Annotated in this window: 22 protein-coding genes and 1 pseudogene; 11 read left to right on the top strand and 12 right to left on the bottom strand. The window is 66.0% G+C overall.

The features are described from left to right. Positions 1-67: 67 nt before the first annotated feature. On the bottom strand, positions 68-1,981 hold the full coding sequence (locus BLU17_RS10730) for a PAS domain S-box protein (protein WP_091996706.1): 1,914 nt from the start codon (positions 1,979-1,981) through the stop codon (positions 68-70). Positions 1,982-2,505: 524 nt separating this feature from the next. Here BLU17_RS10730 and BLU17_RS10725 point away from each other — a divergent pair. Together BLU17_RS10725 and BLU17_RS10720 are read left to right on the top strand one after the other, a co-directional pair. After that, positions 2,506-2,976, top strand: coding sequence for a PRC-barrel domain-containing protein (locus BLU17_RS10725; protein WP_245746796.1), 471 nt, complete (start codon positions 2,506-2,508; stop codon positions 2,974-2,976). Between the two features lie 578 nt (positions 2,977-3,554). Next, the gene (locus tag BLU17_RS10720) at positions 3,555-3,824 is read left to right on the top strand and encodes a hypothetical protein (protein ID WP_091996704.1); all 270 of its coding nucleotides are present in this window, start codon (positions 3,555-3,557) and stop codon (positions 3,822-3,824) included. 94 nt (positions 3,825-3,918) lie between these two features. Here the strand turns inward: BLU17_RS10720 and BLU17_RS10715 are convergent, their stop codons facing one another. Then, positions 3,919-4,218, bottom strand: coding sequence for a hypothetical protein (locus tag BLU17_RS10715; RefSeq protein ID WP_091996703.1), 300 nt, complete (start codon positions 4,216-4,218; stop codon positions 3,919-3,921). A gap of 159 nt (positions 4,219-4,377) precedes the next feature. After that, the gene (locus BLU17_RS10710; RefSeq protein WP_091996702.1) at positions 4,378-5,406 is read right to left on the bottom strand and encodes a helix-turn-helix domain-containing protein; all 1,029 of its coding nucleotides are present in this window, start codon (positions 5,404-5,406) and stop codon (positions 4,378-4,380) included. 291 nt (positions 5,407-5,697) lie between these two features. Here BLU17_RS10710 and BLU17_RS10705 point away from each other — a divergent pair, with 291 nt between their 5' ends. Continuing rightward, the gene (locus BLU17_RS10705) at positions 5,698-6,834 is read left to right on the top strand and encodes a peptidyl-alpha-hydroxyglycine alpha-amidating lyase family protein (RefSeq protein WP_091996701.1); all 1,137 of its coding nucleotides are present in this window, start codon (positions 5,698-5,700) and stop codon (positions 6,832-6,834) included. Positions 6,835-6,950: 116 nt separating this feature from the next. Here BLU17_RS10705 and BLU17_RS10700 read toward each other — a convergent pair whose 3' ends face one another. The 4 genes and pseudogenes from BLU17_RS10700 to BLU17_RS10685 all read right to left on the bottom strand — a co-directional run bounded on the left by BLU17_RS10700 (position 6,951) and on the right by BLU17_RS10685 (position 9,692). Next, positions 6,951-7,754: an FRG domain-containing protein gene (locus tag BLU17_RS10700; RefSeq protein WP_091996700.1), complete on the bottom strand. Its 804-nt coding sequence runs from the start codon at positions 7,752-7,754 to the stop codon at positions 6,951-6,953. Between the two features lie 138 nt (positions 7,755-7,892). Beyond that, positions 7,893-8,396, bottom strand: a complete 504-nt coding sequence (locus BLU17_RS10695) for a pyridoxamine 5'-phosphate oxidase family protein (RefSeq protein ID WP_091996699.1) — start codon at positions 8,394-8,396, stop codon at positions 7,893-7,895. Positions 8,397-8,457: 61 nt separating this feature from the next. Further along, positions 8,458-8,664, bottom strand: a pseudogene (locus BLU17_RS10690) (hypothetical protein); the annotation flags it as partial. 29 nt (positions 8,665-8,693) lie between these two features. Then, positions 8,694-9,692, bottom strand: a complete 999-nt coding sequence (locus tag BLU17_RS10685) for a response regulator (protein WP_091996698.1) — start codon at positions 9,690-9,692, stop codon at positions 8,694-8,696. A 287-nt stretch (positions 9,693-9,979) separates the two neighbouring features. Between BLU17_RS10685 and BLU17_RS10680 the strand changes: the two genes are divergently transcribed. Beyond that, positions 9,980-10,477 carry an acyl-CoA thioesterase gene (locus BLU17_RS10680; RefSeq protein ID WP_091996697.1) on the top strand — a complete coding sequence of 166 codons (498 nt, stop codon included), beginning with the start codon at positions 9,980-9,982 and terminating at the stop codon, positions 10,475-10,477. Positions 10,478-10,501: 24 nt separating this feature from the next. Here the strand turns inward: BLU17_RS10680 and BLU17_RS10675 are convergent, their stop codons facing one another. Then, positions 10,502-11,992: a sensor histidine kinase gene (locus tag BLU17_RS10675; protein ID WP_091996696.1), complete on the bottom strand. Its 1,491-nt coding sequence runs from the start codon at positions 11,990-11,992 to the stop codon at positions 10,502-10,504. 379 nt (positions 11,993-12,371) lie between these two features. Between BLU17_RS10675 and BLU17_RS10670 the strand changes: the two genes are divergently transcribed. Together BLU17_RS10670 and BLU17_RS10665 are read left to right on the top strand one after the other, a co-directional pair. Next, positions 12,372-12,587, top strand: a complete 216-nt coding sequence (locus tag BLU17_RS10670) for a hypothetical protein (protein ID WP_143189221.1) — start codon at positions 12,372-12,374, stop codon at positions 12,585-12,587. Next, positions 12,584-14,170 (top strand): EAL domain-containing protein, encoded by a 1,587-nt coding sequence (locus BLU17_RS10665; protein WP_091996694.1) that lies wholly within the window; start codon positions 12,584-12,586, stop codon positions 14,168-14,170. The genes BLU17_RS10670 and BLU17_RS10665 overlap by 4 nt, the downstream gene beginning before the upstream one ends. 13 nt (positions 14,171-14,183) lie before the next feature. Here BLU17_RS10665 and BLU17_RS10660 read toward each other — a convergent pair whose 3' ends face one another. Continuing rightward, positions 14,184-14,747: a GNAT family N-acetyltransferase gene (locus tag BLU17_RS10660; protein WP_245746800.1), complete on the bottom strand. Its 564-nt coding sequence runs from the start codon at positions 14,745-14,747 to the stop codon at positions 14,184-14,186. Positions 14,748-14,929: 182 nt separating this feature from the next. Then, positions 14,930-15,583, bottom strand: coding sequence for a GntR family transcriptional regulator (locus BLU17_RS10655; protein WP_091996692.1), 654 nt, complete (start codon positions 15,581-15,583; stop codon positions 14,930-14,932). Between the two features lie 94 nt (positions 15,584-15,677). On the opposite strand from BLU17_RS10655, the gene BLU17_RS10650 reads away from it, so the two are divergent. Next, positions 15,678-16,151, top strand: a complete 474-nt coding sequence (locus tag BLU17_RS10650) for an OsmC family protein (protein WP_091996691.1) — start codon at positions 15,678-15,680, stop codon at positions 16,149-16,151. A gap of 15 nt (positions 16,152-16,166) precedes the next feature. On the opposite strand, the gene BLU17_RS10645 is transcribed toward BLU17_RS10650, so the two are convergent. Next, positions 16,167-17,066 (bottom strand): LysR family transcriptional regulator, encoded by a 900-nt coding sequence (locus tag BLU17_RS10645; RefSeq protein ID WP_091996690.1) that lies wholly within the window; start codon positions 17,064-17,066, stop codon positions 16,167-16,169. A 100-nt stretch (positions 17,067-17,166) separates the two neighbouring features. Here BLU17_RS10645 and BLU17_RS10640 point away from each other — a divergent pair, with 100 nt between their 5' ends. Beyond that, the gene (locus tag BLU17_RS10640) at positions 17,167-18,177 is read left to right on the top strand and encodes a sugar nucleotide-binding protein (protein ID WP_091996689.1); all 1,011 of its coding nucleotides are present in this window, start codon (positions 17,167-17,169) and stop codon (positions 18,175-18,177) included. Between the two features lie 126 nt (positions 18,178-18,303). On the opposite strand, the gene BLU17_RS10635 is transcribed toward BLU17_RS10640, so the two are convergent. Further along, positions 18,304-20,046 (bottom strand): IlvD/Edd family dehydratase, encoded by a 1,743-nt coding sequence (locus tag BLU17_RS10635; RefSeq protein WP_091996688.1) that lies wholly within the window; start codon positions 20,044-20,046, stop codon positions 18,304-18,306. Positions 20,047-20,968: 922 nt separating this feature from the next. Here BLU17_RS10635 and BLU17_RS10630 point away from each other — a divergent pair. From BLU17_RS10630 to BLU17_RS10620, 3 genes are read left to right on the top strand one after another with little or no spacing between them, the layout of a single operon-like run. Next, positions 20,969-22,075, top strand: a complete 1,107-nt coding sequence (locus tag BLU17_RS10630) for a sugar ABC transporter substrate-binding protein (RefSeq protein WP_091996687.1) — start codon at positions 20,969-20,971, stop codon at positions 22,073-22,075. Beyond that, on the top strand, positions 22,075-23,085 hold the full coding sequence (locus BLU17_RS10625; protein WP_091996686.1) for an ABC transporter permease: 1,011 nt from the start codon (positions 22,075-22,077) through the stop codon (positions 23,083-23,085). The genes BLU17_RS10630 and BLU17_RS10625 overlap by 1 nt, the downstream gene beginning before the upstream one ends. Further along, positions 23,085-23,894 (top strand): ATP-binding cassette domain-containing protein, encoded by an 810-nt coding sequence (locus BLU17_RS10620; protein WP_091996685.1) that lies wholly within the window; start codon positions 23,085-23,087, stop codon positions 23,892-23,894. The genes BLU17_RS10625 and BLU17_RS10620 overlap by 1 nt, the downstream gene beginning before the upstream one ends. Positions 23,895-23,932 lie beyond the last annotated feature (38 nt).

Here is a 23,932-nt window from a genome sequence, read left to right as displayed (position 1 = left end):
CGTGTGCCAGCGGCAGCGCCGCCCGTGCGCTCGGCGACGCCTGGCGGGACGTGCGGCTAGCCGCACGTCACACGTCCATCGCCGCCATCATCTCGGCGCTCGGCGCGATACGCCAGGTATTGCGCCCGGCGCGCTTGGCCTCGTACATCGCGGCGTCCGCAAGACAGAGCGGGTCGTCGGCCAGCGCCTTGTTCTCCGCCCCGGTCGAGAGCACCATGCTCGCCGCGCCCATGACGCTCGCCGCCCCCGCGGCGCCGGCCAGCACCACCCCCACGCTCGCGCTCGTCTCGATTACGCGCCCCGCAATGACGAACGCCTTCGACACCTCGCGGCAAATCGCGGCCGCGATGCGCTCGCCGGTGCGCGCGTCGTCCACGCCGCGGCTCGCCACGACGAATTCGTCGCCGCCCAGGCGGCTCACCACGTCGCCCGTGCGCACCGTGGCGGCGATCCTGTCCGCGATCTCCTTGAGCAACGCGTCGCCCACGTCGTGGCCGTAGCGGTCGTTGACGGCCTTGAAGCCGTCCATGTCGATGAAGAAGAGCGCGAAGGGCTCGCCGCCCGCGCGCAGTTCGGACAGCGCGTCCTGCAGCGCGCGCCGGTTGGCGAGCCCCGTGAGCGGGTCGACGAGCGCGCTTTCGCGCAGACGCTGCTCGCTGAGATGCTGCTCGGTCACGTCGTGCGCCATGATGTAGAAGCCGGTCACCTTGCCGTCGCGCTTGGCCGGAATGTAGGTGGCCGACCAGATGCGGTCGGCGTCCGCCATGTAGCGCACCTCGTCGCAACTCACGCGCTCGCCGGCCAGCGCGCGTGCGAAGAGCGGCTGCAACTGCTCGAATATTTCCGGGCGCAGCATCTCGCTCAGGCTGCGTCCGCGCAGCGCCGCGGGGTCGACGCCAAAGACCCGGCGAAACGTCTCGTTGTTGAACTGATAGCGAAGATCGCGATCGACCACCGCTATCAGCGCGGGCAGATTGTCGGTGATGGTCTGCAGCGCGTCGCGGCTGCGCCGCAGCTCCGCCGTGCGCTCGCGCACGCGCTCCTCGAGCTCGACGTGATAGTTGCGCAGCGCCTCCTCGCTCTTCTTGCGGCTGCTGATGTCCTGCATCGCCGCGATGAAATGCAGCGGCGCGCCCGACACGTCGCGCACGAGCGAGACGGCGAGATTGACCCACACGGTCCCGCCGTCGGGACGCAGATAGCGCTTTTCGATCGCATACGACGCCTGGCGGCCCGCAACCAGTTCCGCGCAAAGCGCGAGATCGGCGGCGACGTCGGCCGGGTGCGTGACCGACATGAACGTGCGCTCGCGCAGTTCGCTCTCGTCGTAGCCGATGATCTCCGAGAACGTCTGGTTCACGTCGAGAAAGCGGCCGTCGAGATCGACCACGGCCTTGCCGATCGGCGTTCGCTGGAACACGGTTCGGAAGCGCGCCTCGCTGATCGCGAGCGATCGGCGGTCGCGTTCGTGCGCCGTGCGCGCGCGGATCAGTTGCCGGCGAAGCTCGAGCTCGCGCTCCACGAGGCGCGCGAATTCCGCAAGCATGGCGCCCTGAGCGTCGTCGAACGTGCGCGGCTGCGAGTCGATCAGGCAGAGTGTGCCGACCACCTGACCGTCGTTCAGCCGCAGCGGCGAGCCCGCATAGAAGCGGATGTTCGGCGCGCCGGTCACGAGCGGATTGTCGAGAAAGCGCTCGTCGTCGAGCGCATCTTCGACCACGAGCATGCGTTTGCTGAGCACGGCGTGCGCACAGAACGACACGCTGCGCGGCGTTTCGCAGGCTTCGAGCCCGTGATGCGATTTGAACCACTGGCGTTTTTCGTCGACGAGCGAGATCAGCACGATCGGCATGCCGAAAGCGAAGGCCGCGAGCCGCGAGATGCGGTCGAATGCTTCTTCGGGATCGGTATCGAGTATGTCGAGTTGCCGCAGCGCCCGAAGGCGGGCGTCCTCGTCCAGAGGAAGCGGGGCTGTGATCATTGCGTGGGTCTCGCCAGAACAGAAAACGATTGCGTGGCGCTTTGCGCACCGGCGCGCCTCGTCAGTGGGTTATCGGCCTCGCACGGCGAAAACTGAAGCGCAGATTCGCTGCGGCAAAAACGCGCGCGACGCCAGGCGGTTCAACGGGCACTGCGCCGGTGGGCACCCGCACATGAACAGCACGAACGTTCGATATGCGGATCGTCGCAGCCGACAGACTGTCTGCGCGGCGCAACCGCTCCTTGCACGCCGCTACCGAGCCGCATGCGTTGCGCATCTCGCCCTGTCCACCTCTTCGTCCAAATTGATTCGATATCCGAATCTCATTGTGCATTTGAACGATTGGTCAGGGTTTCGAAAGTATCGTTCAAGCCCCGAAAAGCAGGCCGCCGGCCCGCGGTACGCGGCTTGCTGCAGCAGCCTTATGGCGGCCAGCACCGCCGCGGCATCGCCTGCCGCATGACATGGGAATCGCCGGGAGTCTGGCCTGACTCAACGTTGTTCCCTCCATCAAGGAGACCATCATGCCCACCTTCACTCCTCCCCCCATGCCGACGGGAAACGGCGCGCGCATCGTCGGGAAGGGCCGCGTGAGCGCCGCGGGGCCGGGCCCCGACGTCATGGCGGCCAGCACGCTCGACAGCGACCGCGTGCTCAGCTCGGACGGCCAGGAAGTCGGCAGGATCAAGGAAATCATGCTCGACGTGCAAAGCGGCCGCGTAGCCTACGCCGTGATGTCGAGCGGCGGCTTTCTCGGCATCGGCGACAAGCTGCTTGCCATTCCGTGGAGCGCGCTCATGCTGGATACGAGCCGCAAGTGTTTCCTGCTCAACGTCTCGTCCGAGCGCGTGAAAGAGGCGCCGGGCTTCGACAGGGACAGTTGGCCCTCCATGGCCGACGCGACCTGGGGCAGCACGCTGCACGCCTACTACGGTGCCGAGCCGTACTGGGCCGCGGTCGATCCCGTCACGCCCCAGCGCCACCCACCGGGTTAAGGAACGCGAGTCCCGCTCCGGACGCGATGCGCTCGTCGCAGCGGCCGTCATGGCGACTCGTCGATGCGCGCGCGGCGCGGTTCGCGGCGAAGGGCGCACAATCCGCATGCGGTTCGCGACCCGACTTCGAGTCGCGTTGCGCGTCGCGCACGGCGCCACGCCATGGCGTGCCACGTTCGACTTCGCGCTCGCGCCGCGCGCCTCGCAAACGCCGCTCCGATGGCCCGGCAATGCGGTGAACTGCGCGCGATATCGTGCCCTGCTCGCCGCATTGTCGCGCGCGAGCACACCGTAGACTGGCCTCGCAGTCGAACGAACAACGGGGAACGGCGATGCGAGTGACGAACTGGATTCTGGTGCTGGAATGCGCGTACATGGAGTTTTCCAGCTGGCGCGGCAAGAACGTTTATCGCCGCACCGTCGCGTACGACAGCGTGGTCTGGTGCTAGGGCTCGCGCGATTCGACGGCCATCGACGCAAGGGCAATCCTCCACTACAGTCGAAGACCCCAGACGCACCTCGCGCAGCGCTTCCGCCGTGGCGCGCCTCCCGTCATCGTTGGACCAGAGGATCCGAACATGCTGTTTCCCGCCGTTGCCACCGTCGCCCTGCTGATCGTGGTGTATGTCCACGCGAACCTTCCGCGCTTCACGGCGCCCGGCTCGAAGCGCCTCGTCGCGCACGCCGTCCTGCTGCTGGTCGGCCTTTGCTTTGGCGTCGTCAGCGCCATGCTGTCCGGAACCGTCGCGCCGCCGTGGGCCGTGATCGCAAGCGGGATGGGCATCGTGCATCTGCCCGCGCTCTGCGTGCTCGTCATCAAGCGCGTGAGGCATTCGGGACGCAGCTAAAGCGAACCGCGCCGCCGCAGGTAAAAAGACGCCATTCCGCAGGAATCCGAATGCATTTTCGGAGGCGGGATCGCCGGCATCGTCGGGGCGCGACTCAGCCCGCGCAGGCCAGTTCCTGCGCCAGGCAGGCGGCGTCGAAGCCTCGGGCTTTCATCGCGCCCACCGCGCAGCCGCGCTTTTCGAGCCGCTCGGCCAGCAGCCAGCAAAACGCCTCGAGCGTCGGCGTGCCGTGTGCCGCGACGAACTCCTGCAAAACTTCCTGCACGGCGGCTTCCTGCGTCGCTGCCGAAAGCATGCTGGCGATATGCGACGCGCCGCGCGCAAGTTCGAGCGAATACGCCGATTCGTGGTAGTACAGGCCGCCCTGGCGCGGCTTTTTCAGGTTCTTTTTCATTGTTCCCCCGTATGCCTGGATCCCGCAGGCGTCTGCATCTTTGCAGGCCGCGCATGACGGGGCAATGAATCGGGACGAGCGGCACAACAATCTGTCCCTACGTCTCAAAAATTTGTTGTTTTGTCTCACGGCGGCTTGCACGAACCGCGTGATTCATGCTCAACGCATCAGCGCCATCCAGTAGCGCCAGTCGTCTCCCGCCGCGTCTTCCCTCTGCCCGGCACGGCCGTTGAGCGCCAGCATGCGCACCGCGCGCGGCGAAAGGCCAATCGAGCGGCGGAACGCACGCGTGAAGTTCGCGGCATCGGCAAAGCCGTGTGCGGCGGCGATGTCCGCGATCGGCATGTCGCGTCGCGCCGGGTCGGCGAGCATCGCACGGCAGCGGCGCAGGCGGCGCTCGCGCACGTACGTCGCGAATCCGCCTTCCGGCTCGAAAAGCCGGTACAGCGTGGCGCGCGAAATGCCGAACGCGCGCGCGACCTGCTCCGCGCTCAACTGCGGATCGGTCAGGCGCTTCTCCACATGACGGCAAATCGACACGAAGGCACACTGCTGAACCGCCGGCGCGTGTTCCGGACTCACGCTCGCGTTGAGCGCCGAAGCCGCGAGCTGCAGCGTAGCGGGCATGATGGCCTGCGCGTTCGCGAGCGTCATCTGAGGGGCGTGCCGGAGAAGCGCGACCAGATGCTCGCGAAACAGCGCGACTGTGGGGTCGGCGCCGCGAATCACGCGCATGCTCTGCTGGTCGGGCGCGTTCAGCAAGGGGGCCAGCAAACGCCGCGGCACCGCCAGATTCAGAAACTCGCTTCGTGTGGTTTCGGTGGCGAGCGGCTGGGCCGCATCGACGATGAACATGTCGCCCGGCTGCGTGCACGCGTGCGCGCCGCCGTCGCGCGCGCGGCAACTGCCACCTAGATAGAACTGCAAAACATACTGATCGTGGCCGTCACGGCCGATTTTCGCACTCGACCGATCGTAGCGCTGCGCGCCGGTGCGTATCGACCCCAGCACCACGTCGCCGAACAGATAGCCGCTCACGCTGGTCCCGAAACCCGCGTCGCGCGACTCGGCGGTTTGCGTGTCGAAGATGACGCTCACCGCCTCGCGCCACGCGGAAAACTGCTGCGAACGCGGCAGCATGCCGTTATCGAATCCGGAGTGAGGCAGCGTGTTCGGCGTTTGGCTCATGGGCGACCCTGGTTGGCGAAGCGACTTCCGGTTCGGTAAACCTCCACTCGATTACTGCGGTAACGGTTGTGCGCGCGGATTCTTTAGGGTGCCGGATCGAACGAGAGCCCGCTTCACACCGCTTCACGCGATCAACGACCCTTCTCGCGGCCCGCTGCGGGAATGAACATTTCGGGGAACGCATCTTGCTACCGGCAGCGGACGGCACGGCGCGTTCGGGCAGACGCCCGACGCGCCGGAACGCAATGCACAACTGTAACCACTGCCTACGAAGCACAGGAGGAAAGTCCCATGAGCCCGCTACATTCCATCGGCTGCCCATGCTGCGGCGGTCTGTTGCAGGGCGCTTTCACGCGCCGCCAGTTCCTCGCGGCGACGGCTGCACTCGCCGCCACGCCCGCCTTTGCGCAAGCGCAGCCGGTTCCGTCCATTGCTTACGATTCCATTGCCGACCCCGTGCGTTTGCCGGTGGACATGTATTTCGGCGAGTGCTCCGGCGTCGCGGTCAATTCGCACGGGCACATTTTCGTGCTCTCGCGCGCCAACAGCACGGGCCCGGCCTACGGCGCCGCAGCCGCGCAGCTGCTCGAGTTTTCAGCCGATGGACGGTTCGTCAGGGAGATCGGACGCAACCTGTATGCGTGGTCGTTTGCCCATACCGTCAAGATCGATCGTCAGGACAACATCTGGGTGACGGACAAAGGCTCGGACATGGTCATCAAGTTCACGCCGGAAGGCCGCGTGGCGATGGTGTTCGGCCGCAAGCAGGAAGCGGCCGACGAGGAAACGGCGCCGCTCAGGCACCCCGACCCGCCGTTGCCCGCCGAGCCCGGACGCTTTCGGCAGGTCACCGACGTGGCGTGGGACGCGGCCGGAAACACGTACATCAGCGATGGCTACATCAACTCGCGCGTGGCGAAGGTCGACAAGGACGGCAACTGGCTCAAGTCCTGGGGTGATCGCGGCAAGGGGCCGGGGCAGTTCCACACGCCCCACAGCATTGCGGTGGACGCGCAGGATCGCATTTATGTCGCAGACCGAAGCAATCGGCGCATTCAGGTGTTCGACACGGACGGCAAGTTCCTGCGTCAGTTCACGATCGACGTGCCGGTGCCGTCAGGCGCGCGTCCGGCCATCGGCCATGTACCCGACGAGGCGACGATCGCGGCCGGCACGTTCGCGCCCGGTTCGCCATGGGCGATCTGCATTTCGCCCAGCCCGGACCAGGTGCTCTACAGCGCCGACGCTTACCCTGGGCGTATCTACAAGCTCACGCTCGACGGCGCAGTGCTCGGCGTGCTCGGCGAATCGGGCAAGCAGCCGAAGCAGTTCGGCTGGATCCATGAAATGGCGTGTCCCGCGAAAGACGTGCTCTTCGTTGCCGAACTGCTGAACTGGCGCGTGCAGAAGCTCATGCTGCACGCGTAGCGCCGCGCTCGCACGCGCCACCACCGTGCGGCCGCTGCGGCCGGCACGACGGCTCGCGCCGGGGCTCGATCTGCCGCGGCCCTGAAACGCCGTGGGCGAAGCCCGATGCGGGCGCATCAGTTCGTCGAACCGGCGCCGGGCGCGACCATGCCCGACCAGACGATCTCCAGCTCGACCGCGATGGAACGCGCGAGCCCGTCGAGCCCCGGAAACAGCGACGCATTCGTGATGTTCATGCGATAGAGCCACTTCATCGCGTCCATGCGTATGCGCGCGGGCAGGACGATCTTGTGCAGCAGTTCCTCGTGGCTTTCGTAGCCTTCGAGAATCGCCTGCAACGGCTTGTCGATCACGCCAGGCACGACGAACGTGCCCGACTGCGCGACGAGCCGGTCGTCCATCTCCGTGGGTTCCCCCGACCAGAGAATTTCGTTCGTGTTGCTAAAGAAGTAGCGATCGAAGTTGTCGTGCACGCGCGGGTCGATCACGTCGCGCGTGAACGTGGGATTCGCTTTGGGCAATGCGCGGCTGTTCCAGAGCGCGGGCGTGTTGAGCGCATAGACAGCGGCGTCGCCGGTCGCGCGCTCGAGCGCGAAAAAGGCCGCGACGAACGGGCTCTTCGTGAAGTCGAGCAGCCGCGTGGGCGCGCCGTGGTGCTGCATGAGCGCGAGACAGCGCAGGTCGTCCCTGAGCAGTTCGGGATGCGCGAGAAAATTGTGCGCCTTGCGGCGGAATACGCGAATGGCGCGCTCCTCGCGCTGGCGCCATTGCAGCCGATCGCCCACGTAGTCGCGCATGTAACGGGTAAGCGAGCTTTCGAGGTGCCACTGCGCGTTCTGCTGGCCGCGAAACGCCCAGCCGTCGAGCTGCGTGGTCAGCGCCATGAACTGCTGCCAGTCTGTGAGTACGGTGGTCTGCATCGTCGTTGCGCTTCGGTTGTCGTTCGCGTTGTCGTTTCCGTTGGCGCACGCGACGCGCTTGCGTCACGTGCGCGTGCGCCCCGTGGGACACGCTAACACATCGGCGATGACAACATTGCGAAGGCAGCGCCGCGCCGTTCACGCAAACTTGCGCAGCATGGCGATCTGCTCGCGCCAGCGCGCAAGCACACGCTCGGGCTCGTGGAGGCGGAACGTCACGCCGCCCAGCACCTCGGCATATTTCGCGCGATGCTCGGCGACCGATTCGATTTCCACGCGGAACACGCTCAATTCGAGCGCCGTTTGCCGCTGCGCGACCAGGTGCGCGCGCGCGCGGATTTCCAGCAGCGCGCCGTCATGCGCGAGCGAGAGCGTGAGGCGCCCGTCGCGCGCGAGGTTGCGCGTGGTATTCGATTGCGGCCAGATCGCAATGAGCAGCGCCGCGCCGTTCACGGCCAGGATCTCGCCCGCGCTCAGCTGCGCGGCGTGCGGCCAGCCGTCCTCGCTCACGGTCGAGAGGCGGATCGCGTCGGCGAGATGCGCTTCGAGATGGTCGCCGTCGAGGCCGCGCACGATCGCCGCGGGCAATTGCGCCGCCGATGTGGGTCCTGCCGGCTTCGAGCCGGATTCGTCATGCTGCATGTGGCGTTCCTCGCGTGGTGCGTCGTGTCACGCGAAATTGGACCGTAGCGCCGCGCCGAAGTCAAATCGCCCCGCCGCCTCTCGTCGGTGCCGGGCCCTTGGCCGCGCCGAACGTGAGCCTCGCGACGAAATGCTTCTGCATCGCGAAGAACATCTCGCCGAAGGCAGCGCCGCAAGGACCGAGCCCGCCGAAACGAGATTCCCATGCCGTCGTCCACGGCCCCTTGAGGGCCTGGACGCCAACGGCGATCGGCACGGCGGCGTCGCCCGGGTCGGGGAAGGCGACGGCTACAGCAGCTATTCGACCGACGACGCAGACCGGGAAACGTCTCGGGCACTGCCTCGTTCAGCCCTTCGCCACGCGGCGAACGTAATCAAGCCCGGCGCGAGGCCCGGTTCGTCGAGGCGCGTCCAGCTCGTATGCGTGTCGTCGAGGCCCGGCACCGGCTGCGGCGTCGCGAATGCCACGCGCGACATGCCGGGCCGGTACGCCTCGTGCGGCCAGTACACCGGCATGATCCGGCGCGCCGCCATCTCCTCGCGCAACGCTGCGGGGCCGCCTTCGTCGGTCACCACGTCGCATTGCGCCGCCCAGTCGTGGCTGTCCCAGGCGAGAAACACGCCGGCGTTGCCTTCGGCGTCGAAGGTGAGCACGGCATTCTGCTCGGGCCGCCAGTAGTACTCGACAATGCGCTCGCGCAGCGCGAGCGCGTGCAGCACCTCGGCCGTGCGCCGGTTCGCGTAGACCGCGCCGACGCCATGCACGCCGATATGCCCGCGCCGCGCGCAGAACCTGCGCTTCGCATCGTCGATCGCGCCGCGCAGCTTGCGCGTCATGGCGGGATCGGACTTCTTCACGTAGAAGTCGATCAGCCCCGCGTTGAACGCCTCCACCGCGTGCGATTCGTCGGCCGTGGCCGTGAGCAGGATGCGCGTGCACGCGACATCTTTCGCGGCGGCGAGGAATTCAATGCCGGTCATCTCCGGCATTTCGTAGTCCACCACCAGCGCGGCGATATCGCTGAAGCGCGCGGCGTCGGCCATCACGTCCTCGCCTAGCGCATTGCCGCCCCGCTTCTCGAACTCCGACCACGCGGCGCCTGCCGCGGGATTGCGCGCCGACTGCCGGGCCTCGTGCGAGCCGACGAAGGCAAGCGCCTCGCCCGCGCCCGTGAAATAGCGATCCGTTCCCGCGCCGGGAAAAAGGCCGCGCAGTGCGTGAAGAAAGTCGGGACTGTCGTCGACAAAGACGACGGAGACGGGATGGTAAACCGGCTGTCTGACGATGGAACTCATGCTGGATCTCGGTAAGCGCGCACGCGCCTCGGACGGGCACGTGCGGTGCCGCGAGGCAAACGTTTCGATTATGCGGCGTGACGCCTCGGCACAGCAACCCGACGCGCCATGGCGCGCAGCGAGCCGAAGACGCGCAAACGTTATCGCACCCGGCGCGCACGAACCGGTTTGCGTATGTGGGGAGCACGGTATTGGGCGAAGAGGAACGCGAAGAGAATGGTGCGTGCCTCCCGTTTCCGGGAGGCGCGCGCGGCTGCCGCCTGCAGCCCCTATCTGGAGTCATTCTGATGTACGCACGCGAATCCATTCCCGCCGTCCTTTCCCGTGGCACCGCCGGATTCTCCGACGAAATCATGGAAGCTACGCCGAGCAAGACGTTTCACCACGTCATCGACATCTACCTGAAGGACTCGAACGCCTTCATGAACACGTATTTCGCCCGCTATTTCGAATGGCAGGGCATCTGCCGCGAACGCTGGTTTCATGAGTGCATCCACAACAACCTGCTCGCGGCCGGCGGCGTGTTCGTCACCAAACGCGCGCACCAGGAGTACGTGCAGGAAACCTTTCCGTTCCAGCGCGTGGATTGCTATCTCAACACCTTCCAGGTGCGTCAATGCTCCGCGTATCTCGTGTTCCGCTTTTGCGTGGACGGTCGCCCCGTCTCGCTCGGCTATCAGCAGATCCTCTTTGCCGGCACCGACAAGCGCATTCGCCGCTTTCCGCCCGGCATCATCGAGCGCGTGAAGGAGTACGAGCTGGTCCTGCCCGCGGGTTCGAACTGATCCGCGCGGAACCGGCCGCCTGAATCAACCCGCGAAATCCTGCCCCGCCGGCCAGCGGCGGGGCTTCGCCGGCGCGTCGTGCAGCGCGCGGTCGGCGCTCGTGCCGGGCTCGGGCAGCCGGATCGTGAAGGTGGTGTGGACGTGCGGCCCGGATTCGCAGGCAATCGTGCCGCCCAGCGCCTCGGCCACACGGCGGCAAAACGTGAGGCCCATGCCAGCGCCGCGCCCGTGCGACTTCGTCGAATAGAACGGGTCGAAAATGCGCGGCAGGATATCGGCGGGAATGCCGCAGCCGTTATCGGAAAAGCGCAGCACGCAATAGCCGGCTTCGCTCGCGGCGCGGATTTCCACGCGGCCCCGGTAATCGCCCGCCTCGTCGCGGGGCCTTTCCGCGCTTTCCGCCTGGATCGCGAAGAGCGCGTTCTTGAGCAGGTTGAAGAGCACGAACACAACGAGCGAATCCGAGCCCGAGAAGCACAGCTGGGCGTCGATGGGCATGACGTGCACCATGTCGCGCTCGCCGGGACGGAAGGGAAAGCGCTCGAGCGCGGCGTTCACGCAGGAGCGCACCGGATAGGTCTCGAAGCTGCGGCGGTCGAGCCGGTCGAGCGTGAACGAGGCGAGCGACATTTCGACCACGGTGCTCGTGCTGTCCACCTGCCGGCGTATCGACGTGGCGAGCGACGAAAGCCGCTCGGACTGCCCGGGATAGAGCCCGTCCACGCACAACTGGTGCTGCACGGCAAGCTGATAGCCGCGCATGAGTTCGGGCAGCACGTTGCCGATTTCCTCGGCATGCATGCCGATGGCCGCGAGCGGCGTGGCGACTTCGTGCGCGACGGTGGCCGCGATGAGGTACGGGCGCATGAGGCCGTAGCGCACGATCGTCACCGCGAGTATGCCGAGGCTGACAGCGATGAAGACCGCACCCACCGGATAGAACGCGAGGCCGTAATTGACGGCGTAATCGGTGGCGGCGAGCCCGTACAGGCACAGGCTCACGAGGCACAGGTCGAGCAGCCTGCGGCGGTCGTGCGCCTGCGTCTGGCGGCGCGCGGCGAACAGCAGCCACGCGCTGCGGCACGCGAGCAGCACCGTCTGCGCCACATGCACGGGATGCAGGATTCCCGCCTTCGGATACTTGCCGAAGAAGAACGTGCCGTAGCCGTTCACGACGGTGTCGCTTGCGAGCAGCAACACCGCGAGCAGCACGCTGAGCGACCACGAGGCGATGAGCAGCGCGTGTTCGCTGCGCCGGGCGCTCACTTCGGTCACGAAGTGGTAGAACGTGGTGGGCAGAAAGAGGATGAAGAAGTAACCCGCCTTCACGAGCACGCCGGACAGCACGGGGTCCGACGTCTGGAACAGGAAGGCCCATGTGCCCTGCCAGAAGAAAGTGGTCGCGCACATCAAGGCAAACGGCACCGAGAGGCGCGTGAAGCCTTCGGTCAGAAGCACGTAAACGCCGAATCCGAGGAATAGCGCGGACACGAACGCTGGCAGGATCGAATACATAGTCTGTCGCGTGGATTCTTGTTTTACCGACCTGATTGGCGCGGTGCGTCCCCGTGCGCCCGATGTCCGGTTCGCGGGCCGGAACGGTTCCCGGCGCAGATCGCAGCCCATGCATGGCGCATCGGGAATGCTTGCGTAGCGAACCGGGCTTGCCGATTATCGCCGCTAATCCCTTGTCGCGGCGAAATTTTCCGCTCACGGCCCCGGCGCGATGCGCAACGGGTTGCCCGCGACCGGAGCCTCATCGAAATGGCGAAAGGCGACGCCGACGCGAGGCCGTGGTCCGCGCCCATCTGCGCAGCAAGGCGCTTCGAGGAGGGCATCGTCCAGACTTTTCATGACAGCAACAGGCACAAAATGCGCGACGACCTTCGGCAACATGAAGACCGGCGTGCTCGCGGACAAGGACCTGCATTGCCACGCCGGCAACCTCTGCCGCGCGATCCGCCGTTCGGCCTGGCGCCGCTTGGCGTGGCGCGCGGCGCGAGCCGCCGGAGAAAAGGCGCTACCATCGGCTGCGGCGGTCGCCGATGACCGCGCGGTGCGCGACGCCTCGCCCTCGTTCGCGCCGATGGAGCCCGACCGTACGCCATGAGCCCCCGACTTACCGCCCTGACGACGTTTTGTGCCGTAGCGTTCGCCGTCCTCGCGACGCTCGCGGTTGCCATGTACGCTTCGGACGCCGTGACGGAGCGCCAGCAACGCCAGCAGATCGACGTTTTTTCGCGGCGCGCGCTGCTGCGCGCGGAACTCGTGACAGCCGAAGCCGAGGCCGCGTTGCGCCAGCTTGCGCCTTACGGCGGCACGCCTTGCACGAACGATCATCTGCAGCGCCTGCGTCAGGCCGAAGAGCAGTTTCGATACATTCGCGAAGCGGGCTGGACGGATGGCGTGCGGTTGCGCTGCACGTCGCTGCAGGGCCCGATCGACGTCGCGTTGCCACCGCCCACATGGACCTTCGGCGACGGCTTCACCGCCTGGCATACCGAAACAGGCGGGCCCGGCAACGAACGGAGCATGCTCAACGTGCGCTTCGGCAATCACGTCGTGGTGATCGACTCGCGCTTCTATCTCGACATCGTGCCGCTCGACGACACCATCGAGCTTGCCATGCTCGAAACGCAGGATGCCGCCGTCATCTCTCGATGGGCTCACGCCGGCCACGATCTCGTGCGCGCGGCGTTGCGGCGCGAATCCGCCAGCGAGTATTTCCAGGGGCGCTATTACGTCGTCGAGCGCTCGCGCCGCTATCCGATCGCCGTGGTTGCCTATGAGCCCGAGGACCGGCTGCGCGCCAACCTCCTCGGGCAGATTCGAAACGTTCTTCCGCCGGCGTTCGTCGTGAGCGCGTTCGGCACGTGGCTCGTCATGCGCTGGCGGCGCAAGCTGCGCACGCCGCGCAACGCCTTGCTGGAGGGCATCCGGCGACACCAGTTCGTGGCCTGGATGCAGCCGCTCGTCTCGCTCGAAACCGGGCGCTGCGTTGGCGCGGAAGCACTCGTGCGCTGGAAACTCGAAGACGGCACCATGGTCGCACCGGACACGTTCATTCCGATGGCGGAATCGCTCGGCCTCATCGAGCCCATAACCGATCAGGTGGTGCGCTCCGTGTTCGAAGGCGTGGGCACCGCGCTCGCCAACCGCCGCGATCTGCATGTTTCCATCAACCTCGCCGGCGGCGACCTCGCCTGTACCCGCGTGCTCGACACGTTGAAAACCTGCCTCGCGAAATACGCGGTACGCCCCGAGCAGATCTGGTTCGAGGTGATCGAACGCACGCTCGTCGACACGGCCACGTCGGCGCCGGTTCTCGAAACGTACCGCGCGGCCGGCCACCGCGTATTCATCGACGATTTCGGCACCGGCTATTCGAGCCTCTCGTATCTGCAGGCCTTACCGGTCGACGGCATCAAGCTCGACCGCTCGTTCCTCCGCTCGTTCCTCCGCTCGTTCGCGACCGGCGAGGAAACGAACAAGATCGTGCCGCACATCATCGAAATGGCGCACAGCCTCGGCCTCATGATGGTCGCCGAAGGCGTGGAGACGCAGGCGCAAGCCCGATATCTGCGCGCGCACGGCGTGCAGTATGCGCAAGGCTGGCTCTACGCGAAGGCAATGCCCGCCGACGAATTCCTGCGCTATCTGCAGCATGAAGCGGCAGCGACGGGCAACGCGTGAGCGCGGTCCGTCTTCACTCGAGCGAACCCGGCAATGCGCCGCGAAGGTAGGTGAAGCCGGCTTCGGCACGCGCGGCCGCGGCCTTGCTGAGCACGGCGCTATCGTAGCCGCGACCCGCGAAGCGCACCACATCGACCAGACTGAAGCCTTGTGTGCGATAGAACGCAATGAGATGCGCGGCGGGAAACGGCGTATCGAGCGCGATTTGCGTATAGCCGCGCGCGGCGGCCCATTGCGCCGCGAAAGCAAGCAGCGCGCGGCCAATGCCGCGGCTCTGCCATTTCGGCTCGATGCCGAATTGATGAACCGATGCGACGCTGCGCTGACGGTAATATTCGCACGGCGAATGACTGTCGCGACCCTCCACCGTGAGCGTGCCGACGATCCTGCCATTGCAGATCGCGACGAAGCAGTCGCCGGCCAACGCGCGTTCGCGCGTGATGCTCGCTGCCTGATCGGCGCTCGAGCAGTGCAGCCCGAGCGATGCAAGGCGCGCAAACGCGCGATGCAGCAAACGCGTCAGCGCCTCCCAGGAGTCGTGGCGCGGATCGAAGCGCCGCAGCACGAGGCGACCCATGCCGGGAAGAATGCTGGTTATCCGCTCATCCGGGCGCTGCGGTGCAGGCAAGATCGACATGGCGTCTTCCGTCGTTTCGATGCACCCAGTCTAGGGTCGCGCGCCCTTGGCCCACAAGAAAAGAAGTCGTAAAAAAACGCGGCAATACGCGTAAATTCGGTATTGCCCGCGCGCTCGCGGACCTAGCCCTGCGCCGCCATGCGCGCCACGACATCGAGCACGATACCCCTGGCCGTTTCGATATGCGCCGCGGTCAAGGCGCGCGCGCTGCGCGCGTTGCGCGCGAGGCAGGCCGAGAGAATCGCTTCGTGTTCCTGCTGAAACGAAGGCGTGTCGGCAAGCAGCGTGTTCTGCAACCGCTCATAACGCTCCACTTGCGCGCGCAATTCGCGAATGGCGACCAGTTGGCGGGCGTTGCCGCACGCACCGTAGAGCAGTTCGTGAAACTCGCGATTGAGCTCGCCCTGCTTTTGCGTGGAAACCGCCTCGCCGAGCAAGCGGTGCACGAGTTCGGCGCGCGCCAGTGTTTCGTCGTCGAGGCGCTTGACGCTGCGAAAGATTGCGTCGCCTTCGAGCAGCGCGCGCAAGCCGTAGATCTCGTCCACGTCCTGCACCGTGAGCATGCGCACGACCGCGCCCCGATTGCGAAAAATTTCGACGAGCCCTTCGCGCGCAAGCTGCTGGATCGCTTCGCGCAGCGGAATGCGGCTTACCTCGAAACGCTCGGCCAGATCGCGCTCGACAAGGCGCTCGCCGCCGCCCAGCTCGCCGCCGACAATCAGCTCGCGCAGCGCGGACGCAACCGAATCCGCCGTGGAGTCGAATTTGGCATCCATATGTGCCCTACAGGATCAATTCGGAATAATGGTATACCAAAATGCCGCACGCTGCCATAATGCGCGAACCGGTTCGATCAAATGGAGAGTCGACATGGCGCACGGCGAACACACTTATCGCGTTACGGTGCAATGGACGGGCAATCGCGGCAGCGGCACTTCAGGCTATCGCGAGTATGGCCGCGATCACGTCATCCGCGCGGGCGGCAAACCGGACATTCCCGGCTCGTCGGACCCGGCCTTTCGCGGCGACGCCGCGCGCTGGAACCCCGAAGACCTGCTCGTGGCATCGGCTTGCGCGTGCCACAAGCTCTGGTATCTGCACCTGTGCGCCGAAGCCGGCATCGCGGTGCTCGCCTATGAAGACGAGGCCGAAGGCACGATGGCCGATACGGCGCAGCAAGGCGCGTTCACGAAGATCGTGCTGCGCCCGCGCGTGACGATTCGCGCAAGCGACAATCCCGGTCTCGCGAAACACCTGCATCACGCGGCGCACGAGCAGTGCTATATCGCGAACTCGGTGAACTTCCCCATTATTTGCGAGCCGGTTATCGAGCTGGCTTCGTGAAAGACCAGGTGCGCCTCAGCCGGCCGCGCCTTCGACATACGCTGCGAGGCCGCGCACGAGCGCGTCGAACACGGCCTTGCAGCGCGGGTTGCTGCGCAGGTCTTCGTGCATCGTGACCCACGTCTGCAGGTCGATCACGCGCAGCTCGGGCAGCACACGCACGAGCCTCGCGTCGCGTCGCGCGATGGCCACCTGGCACGCGCCTATGCCGCAGCCCGCGCGGATCATCGCCAGTTGCGCGAGGTCGCTGTCCGCACGCAGCGCGAAGGCCTCGCGGCGCCACAGCGGCCATTTTTTCGTCGCGCCGCGCACGAAGGGTGTGACGCGATCGAAGCCGATCAACGCGTGCTGCGCGAGCGCCGCCGTGGTTTTCGGCGTGCCGTGCGCCAGCAGGTAATCGTCGCGCGCGTGCAGGCCCACTTCGATCGCGCCCACGCGCCGCGCGATCAGCATGTCCTGCTGCGGCTCGGTCATGCGCACCGCGATATCGACTTCACGCTGCAGCAGATCCTGCACGCGGTTCGTGGCGACCAGCTCGATGACGAGGCCCGGCGCACTGCGCCGCAGGCTGGCAAGTATCGGCGGCAGCACTTCCACGGCCACGACCTCGCTCGCCGAAATCCGCACGACGCCCGCTAGCGCCGCCCCCTGGCTCGCCGCCGCGCGTTCGAGTGCGGCCGCCGTCGTGCGCATGGTCTGCGCGAAGCCGCGCAGCGCGGCAGCCGCTTCGGTGGGCAGCAGGCCCGTTTGCGAACGCGTGAAGAGCGTTTGGCCGAAGGCGGCTTCCAGTTGCGCGATGTGCCGCCCCACGGTGGGCTGCGTGATGCCGAGCGCGCGCGCCGCGCCAGATAGCGAACCCTCCGTGAGCACGGCGAGGAAGGTTCGATAGAGTTCCCAGTTCAGATCGGATGCCATACATAAATGTATAGCGGGTCGATCATGTTCGCCAATTTTTTATTTCCTTTGCGCGGCGCAGAATCGCCGTCATGACAGATCACCCGCAAGGAGAACCGGCATGGACGCAATTCCCCCGAATCGGCAAGGCCGCGCGCTCGTGCTCGGCGCGAGCGGCGGCATCGGCGGCGAAGTCGCGCGCCAGATGCGCGACGCCGGCTGGCACGTGCGCGCGCTGCGGCGCGGCGGCGCGGCCGGTACGGACGCGCCCCGCGCGCGCCCGGACGATGGCATCGAATGGCTGGACGGCGATGCGCTCTCGCCCGAAGCAGTGCTGCACGCGGCGCATGGCTGCGCCGTGATCGTGCACGCGGTAAACCCGCCCGGCTACCGGCGCTGGGCCCGGTTCGTCCTGCCGATGATCGATAACACGCTCGCCGCCGCGTCCGCCGTTGGCGCGACCGTCGTGCTGCCCGGCACCATCTACAACTACGGGCCCGATGCGTTTGCGTTGCTGCGTGAGGACTCGCCGCAGCGGCCGCTCACGCGCAAGGGCGCGATACGCGTCGAAATGGAGCGACGCATGCAGGCCGCAAGCGCGCGCGGCATCGTCGTGCGGGCAGGCGACTTCTTCGGGCCGCGCGTCGGTAACAGCTGGTTCGCGCAAGGGCTCGTGAAGCCCGGCGCGCCGGTGCAGGTCGTGCGCGAGCCCGGCACGCGCGGCGTGGGCCACGCCTGGTCCTATGTACCCGACGTCGCGCGCACGATGCTCGAGCTGATCGCGCGCCGCGATGCGCTGCCCCCGTTTGCGACGTTCCACCTGGCCGGCCACTGGGACGCCGACGGCACGCAGATCGTCGAAGCCATCTGCCGGGTGGCCCGGTGTCACGGACTGGAACCGCAGCGCAAGCGCTTCCCCTGGGCGATCGTGCGCGCCGTTTCGCCCTTCGTGACGACCTTGCGCGAACTCATGGAGATGCGCTATTTGTGGCGCGAGCCGTTGCAGCTCGACAATACGCGGCTCGTAGCGGAACTCGGGCGCGAACCCCATACGCCGCTTGACGAAGCCATCGAAACGACCCTCATGGGACTCGGCTGTCTCGGCCACGAGCGCATGCAAAAGGCGGCGTGACGCATGATCGGCCGGGTTTGCATTGCGGATTCGACCGGCCGATGCAACGGATCAAACGATCAGGAAAACGAAATCGTGGAATCCTGTCGATCCGTCGAGCCTCGTTGGCGTTTCGCTAACCGCGCCTCAGTGCGAATGACTCGGCACCTCCGATCCGCGGCAGCCCACCAGGAAGTCGAAATCGCAGCCCTCGTCGGCTTGCAGCACGTGCTCGACATACAGCTTGCGATAGCCGCTGCGATCGGCCGGTATGGGCTGCTGGTTCGCGGCCCGGTCGTCGAGCCGCGCGCGAATCTCGTCCTCGCCGATATCGACGCGCAGCGTCCCCTTCTCGCAGTCGAGCTCGATCCAGTCGCCGTCGCGCACGATCGCGAGCGGGCCGCCCGCGCGCGCCTCCGGGGCCACGTGCAACACCACCGTGCCGTACGCCGTGCCGCTCATGCGCGCATCCGACACGCGCACCATGTCCGTTACACCCTGCGCGAGCAGCTTGGGCGGCAAGCCCATGTTGCCCACCTCGGCCATGCCCGGATAGCCCTTGGGGCCGCAGTTCTTCATGACGAGCACCGAGTCGGGCGTGACGTCGAGATCGGGGTCGCCGATACGGGCCTTGTAGTCGTCGAAGTTCTCGAACACCACGGCGGGCCCGCGATGCTTGAGCAGCCTCTGCGTTGCCGCCGAAGGCTTCAGCACCGCGCCGTTCGGCGCGAGATTGCCGCGCAGCACGCACAACGCGCCGTCTTTCACGAGCGGCCTGTCGAGCGGGCGAATGACTTCGGCGTTATGGATGGGCGCTTCGCGCACGTTTTCCCACAACGTTTTGCCGTTCGCCGTAAGCGCATCGGGATGCGGCAGCAAATTGGCTTCGCCAAGCCGTCGCAACACGGCAGGCAGGCCCCCCGCGTAATAGAACTCCTCCATCAGGAAGCGGCCCGACGGTTGCAGGTCGACGAGGGTCGGCGTGCCGCGCCCGATGCGCGTCCAGTCGTCGAGTTCGAGCGGCACGCCGACGCGCCCTGCAATCGCTTTCAGATGGATCGCCGCATTGGTCGAGCCGCCGATCGCCGCGTTGGTGCGAATCGCGTTTTCGAACGCCGCGCGCGTGAGCAGCTTCGACAAACGCAGGTCTTCGAGCGCCATCTCGACGATACGCATGCCCGACATATGCGCGAGCACGTAGCGCCGCGCATCGACGGCCGGAATCGCGGCGTTGTGAGGCAGCGTGACGCCCAGCGCTTCGGCCATGCACGCCATGGTCGAGGCCGTGCCCATGGTGTTGCAGGTCCCCGCCGAGCGCGACATGCCCGACTCCGCCGACATGAATTCGTGCATCGAGATCCTGCCCGCCTTCACCTGCTCGCTCAGTTGCCACACCACCGTGCCCGAGCCGATATCGCGGCCTTCGTGCTTGCCGTTGAGCATCGGGCCGCCCGTCACGGCGATGGCGGGCACATCGCAGCTCGCCGCCCCCATCAGCAGCGCGGGCGTGGTCTTGTCGCAGCCCACGAGCAGCACGACCGCATCGACCGGATTGCCTCGTATGGATTCCTCAACATCCATTGAAGCGAGATTGCGCGTGAACATCGCCGTGGGCCGCAGGTTCGATTCGCCGTTCGAAAACACGGGAAATTCGACGGGAAAGCCGCCCGCTTCGTATACGCCGCGCTTCACGTGCTCGGCGAGCTTGCGGAAGTGCGCGTTGCACGGCGTGAGCTCCGACCACGTATTGCAGATGCCGATAATCGGCTTGCCCGCAAATTCGTGATCGGGGATCCCCTGATTCTTCATCCAGCTCCGGTACATGAAGCCGTTTTTGTCCGTGGTGCCGAACCACGCGGCCGAGCGAAGCTTGGGCTTACGGGTGTTCATGGCTTTGCCCACTTAGTGCGAAAGCCCAATAAATAGCATGACTATATGCCCAGGAATTATGGGGAAAACGCTAATCGCGACCGGCCTTGGCGTTGCATATAGTTTGTCTATTATGGGTCGGCAGGAGCGGTCTGAGGCGAACCGGAGGGCACAGCCGGAGGTCAGCGATGGCGCGATATTCTCGTGATACTGGTTGGCCGTGATGGACGCGGTGTAGCGCCATGAATTAAAGAAATACAGCGCACAGCGCTATATCGGAGACACGCATGAAACTGGCGACTTGCATAGTGAGAGGCCTCGTCGCCGCGGGGCATTTCCGGATCTCGCGAGTCCGTCTGCCGTCAACCGCCATGTCATGAAGCCTTCCTCGCCGCGCGACGCCATGCGTCACGCCACGGCCTGTCGCACCGGAGACCGCATGAAGGAAGGCCGCGATGTTTCGGCGTTCGTGCGTTCCGCGACATGACGGCAACAATGCGGGCTCAACTCGAACGCGACGCACCCGGCGCGCTCATCGTCCGGACGCTCAGGGACATCACTCGTTCGATCGCTGCCGCCCGAAGCCACGCTCGTCGTGAAAGCCATGGTCGTGGTGCCCGTCTGCCTGATCCGGCCGCCCGCGCCGCGCATGCGGAACGCGGCAGGCGGCACGTAAGCCGCCCGTCATCGGCGCAGCGCCGCTATGGATTAGTTACGGGTATACATGGATTAGGAGGCCTCATCACGCTGCACTAAGCTTTTTGCGGTACCGTCGGCGCCGGGCGAACGCGCGTTCGCTGCGGTCGTCCCTTGCGCAAGCGAGCGTTTTCAGCAGTCGACGAGAACGTCGCGCACGCGAACCCACCGGTACTGTCCAGGCAACTGCACGCTGTTCGACGACAAGTCGACCACATCGACCACGAAGACAAGACCGGAGGAAGACATGGCGCACGATCGGGATGACGCAAAAGACGGCAAGAGCTTGATCGACACGGGCCGGCGCGGCCTGATGCAAGGTGCGGGGCTGGGCGCGGCGCTCTCGCTGCTCGGCGCGGTAGCCGCGGGCGGCGGATTCATTTCGACGGCCCAGGCGGCCGAAGCGGCCTTTCCTTCGCACAAGAAGTGGAAGATCGTGTTCGTCAACCACGTCACCACGAATCCGTTCTTCGTGCCGACGCAATACGGCATTCAGGACGCGTGCTCGCTGCTCGGCATGGACTACCAGTGGACCGGCTCGGCCACCTCCGATGCAGGCGAAATGGTGCGCGCCGTGAACGCGGCGATCGCCGCGAAGGCCGACGCGATCGCCGTGCCGATCGTCGACCCCACCGCCTTCGACAAGCCCATTCAAGCGGCGCTCGACGCGGGCATTCCGGTCTTCGCCTATAACGCCGACGCGCCGCGCGGCAAAAAGAATCCGCGCCTCGCCTATATCGGCCAGGACCTGTATCTCTCGGGCTACCAGATGGGCGAGCGCATCGTGAGCCTCGTCGACAGCGGCCTCGTCGCCCTCTTCATCGCGACGCCCGGCCAGCTCAACATCCAGCCGCGCCTCGACGGCGCGAGCGACGCCATCAAGAAGTCGGGCAAGAAGATCGAGATCCAGACCGTGGCCACGGGCGCGACCGTCAACGAAGAGCTTTCGAAGATCAAGTCGTTCTATCTCGGCCACCAGGACGTGAAAGGCATGTTCGCCGTGGATGCGGGCAGCACCCAGGGCGTCGCGCAGGTCATGAAGGAATCGAACCTGCCCTCGAAGGGCGTGCACGGCGGCGGCTTCGACCTGCTGCCGACCACGGTGCAGCTCATTCACGAGGGCTACCTCGACTTCACGATCGACCAGCAGCCCTACGTGCAGGGCTTCTATACGGTGATGCAGGCGTTCGTGTTCCTCGCCTCGGGCGGACTCGTCGGCCCGGCCGACACCAACACGGGCCTGAAGTTCGTGACGAAGGAAACCGTCGAGCCGTACCTGAACACCTCGACGCGCTATGAAGGCAAGGCCACCAGGCCGCAAATCGTTCCGATGAGCGGTGCGATCAAGTCGTGATGAACACAGTGAACGAAACTGGCAAGGCAGAAGTCTCCGCGCGGGCTGCCCGCCCGCGCGGGCAATGGTTCTCCGCGTGGGCGCCCGAATTGCGCATCCTGCTCGTGGCGATGATCCTCGCGGCGTATTTCGAATTTTCCAACCGCGATTTCCTGCTCACCAACGCGAGTCTCGTCAACCTTTCGCAGTTCGTCGCGCCGGTGGCGATCATCGCGTTCGGCGAAATCATGCTGATGATCGGCGGCGACATCGATCTTTCCGCGGGCATGGTGTTCGCGTTCGCGCCGTTCATGATGGCGTTCGCCAACGACGCGGGCGCGCCGATGTGGCTCGCCGTGATCGGGGGCCTCTTGGCCGCGGGCGTCGTCGGCTTCGTGAACGGCGCCGTGACCGTGTGGCTGCGCCTGCCCTCGTTCGTCACGACGCTCGGCACGCTTTTCCTCATCAACGGCATCACGCTCACGGTGTCGCGCGGCACGCCGGTTCAAGCGCCGGGCTCGCCCGAATTCGCAGCCTTCATGGGCGCGTGGGGCTATAGCGAGATCATCTGGACCGTTGCGATCGCGTTCGCGATGCACGTGTTGCTGCGGCACACGCGCTGGGGCCTGCATACGCAGGCCGCGGGCGCGAATCCGCTGGGTGCCAGCGAAGCCGGCATTCACGTGAACCGGCTGCGCCTTGGCAACTTCGTCATCGCCGCCGTGCTCGCGGGCTTCACCGGCATTCTGGAAGGCTTTCGCATCACCTCGATCGATCCGCAGGCCGGCGGCAACCAGATCATGTTCCTTGCCGTGGCCTCGGCCGTGATCGGCGGCACACCGCTCACGGGCGGCTCGGGCACGATCGTGGGCGGCCTCGTCGGCGCGGCCGTGCTCGGCATCCTCAACGACGGCTTCACGCTCATCGGCATCAACGCGTTCACGTTCAACATCATTCTCGGCGCGGCGATTCTCGCGGCCATGATCTTCAATATTCATGTCGGGCGCCTGCGCCGCAAAGGGAGCCGATGATGAACGAACCGCAAGCTTCCACGGCGGGCGCGGGCGTCACCGCCGACGCCCCGCTCGCACTGCACGGCGAGAACATCGTGAAGCGCTTTGGCGCGGTCACGGCGCTCGACGGCGTTTCGCTCACGCTCGGGCGCGGCGAAATTCTCGGCATACTCGGCGACAATGGCGCGGGCAAGTCCACGCTCGTGAAGATCCTCACGGGCTTTCATCAGCAGACGAGCGGCACGCTGCACATCGACGGCAACGAAACGCTGCTGCGCTCGGTCGACCATGCGCGCTCGCTCGGCATCGAATGCGTTTATCAGGACCTCGCGCTGGCGAATTCGCTAAGCATTTACCACAACATGTTTCTAAACCGCGAGATCGTGCGGCGCGGCCTCTTCAGACTGCTCGATCACAAGCAGATGCGCGAGCGCGCGGCGCAGCTTCTCGACGACATCGGCGTACACGTTCCCTCGGTGGATCTGCCCGTAGAGCGCCTTTCGGGCGGACAGCGCCAGGCCATCGCGGTGGCGCGAGCCGTGCATTCGAACGCCAGAATCCTGCTGCTGGACGAGCCGCTCGCGGCGATGGGGGCGCGCGAAGCAGGCCTCATCATCGATCTCATCATGCGTTTGAAGGAAAAGGGCGGGCTATCGATTATCATGATCATGCACAACTATGCGCAGACGCTCGATATCGCGGATCGCATCATGTTGATGCAGCGCGGCCGCGTGACGTACGAGCAGCACAGCGCCAATACCTCGGTAGCTGAGCTGATGGACATCGTGCGGCGGGAATATCGGGCAATGCGCGCAGGCAGCGCGTAGTGACCCAATGACCAGGGGGACGCTCCGACGGGTTGCTC

This window comes from Paraburkholderia lycopersici (assembly GCF_900096975.1).
Lineage (GTDB): Bacteria > Pseudomonadota > Gammaproteobacteria > Burkholderiales > Burkholderiaceae > Paraburkholderia > Paraburkholderia lycopersici.
The sequence above is the reverse complement of the archived record's forward strand: the minus strand, read 5'-3'. Positions and strand labels throughout refer to the sequence as shown.

Coding starts and splice junctions, on each gene's coding strand:
- BLU17_RS10730 (WP_091996706.1), bottom strand. CDS start 1,981: ATGATCACAGCCCCGCTTCCTCTGGACGAGGACGCCCGCCTTCGGGCG.
- BLU17_RS10725 (WP_245746796.1), top strand. CDS start 2,506: ATGCCCACCTTCACTCCTCCCCCCATGCCGACGGGAAACGGCGCGCGC.
- BLU17_RS10720 (WP_091996704.1), top strand. CDS start 3,555: ATGCTGTTTCCCGCCGTTGCCACCGTCGCCCTGCTGATCGTGGTGTAT.
- BLU17_RS10715 (WP_091996703.1), bottom strand. CDS start 4,218: ATGAAAAAGAACCTGAAAAAGCCGCGCCAGGGCGGCCTGTACTACCAC.
- BLU17_RS10710 (WP_091996702.1), bottom strand. CDS start 5,406: ATGAGCCAAACGCCGAACACGCTGCCTCACTCCGGATTCGATAACGGC.
- BLU17_RS10705 (WP_091996701.1), top strand. CDS start 5,698: ATGAGCCCGCTACATTCCATCGGCTGCCCATGCTGCGGCGGTCTGTTG.
- BLU17_RS10700 (WP_091996700.1), bottom strand. CDS start 7,754: ATGCAGACCACCGTACTCACAGACTGGCAGCAGTTCATGGCGCTGACC.
- BLU17_RS10695 (WP_091996699.1), bottom strand. CDS start 8,396: ATGCAGCATGACGAATCCGGCTCGAAGCCGGCAGGACCCACATCGGCG.
- BLU17_RS10685 (WP_091996698.1), bottom strand. CDS start 9,692: ATGAGTTCCATCGTCAGACAGCCGGTTTACCATCCCGTCTCCGTCGTC.
- BLU17_RS10680 (WP_091996697.1), top strand. CDS start 9,980: ATGTACGCACGCGAATCCATTCCCGCCGTCCTTTCCCGTGGCACCGCC.
- BLU17_RS10675 (WP_091996696.1), bottom strand. CDS start 11,992: ATGTATTCGATCCTGCCAGCGTTCGTGTCCGCGCTATTCCTCGGATTC.
- BLU17_RS10670 (WP_143189221.1), top strand. CDS start 12,372: ATGAAGACCGGCGTGCTCGCGGACAAGGACCTGCATTGCCACGCCGGC.
- BLU17_RS10665 (WP_091996694.1), top strand. CDS start 12,584: ATGAGCCCCCGACTTACCGCCCTGACGACGTTTTGTGCCGTAGCGTTC.
- BLU17_RS10660 (WP_245746800.1), bottom strand. CDS start 14,747: ATGGGTCGCCTCGTGCTGCGGCGCTTCGATCCGCGCCACGACTCCTGG.
- BLU17_RS10655 (WP_091996692.1), bottom strand. CDS start 15,583: ATGGATGCCAAATTCGACTCCACGGCGGATTCGGTTGCGTCCGCGCTG.
- BLU17_RS10650 (WP_091996691.1), top strand. CDS start 15,678: ATGGCGCACGGCGAACACACTTATCGCGTTACGGTGCAATGGACGGGC.
- BLU17_RS10645 (WP_091996690.1), bottom strand. CDS start 17,066: ATGGCATCCGATCTGAACTGGGAACTCTATCGAACCTTCCTCGCCGTG.
- BLU17_RS10640 (WP_091996689.1), top strand. CDS start 17,167: ATGGACGCAATTCCCCCGAATCGGCAAGGCCGCGCGCTCGTGCTCGGC.
- BLU17_RS10635 (WP_091996688.1), bottom strand. CDS start 20,046: ATGAACACCCGTAAGCCCAAGCTTCGCTCGGCCGCGTGGTTCGGCACC.
- BLU17_RS10630 (WP_091996687.1), top strand. CDS start 20,969: ATGGCGCACGATCGGGATGACGCAAAAGACGGCAAGAGCTTGATCGAC.
- BLU17_RS10625 (WP_091996686.1), top strand. CDS start 22,075: ATGAACACAGTGAACGAAACTGGCAAGGCAGAAGTCTCCGCGCGGGCT.
- BLU17_RS10620 (WP_091996685.1), top strand. CDS start 23,085: ATGAACGAACCGCAAGCTTCCACGGCGGGCGCGGGCGTCACCGCCGAC.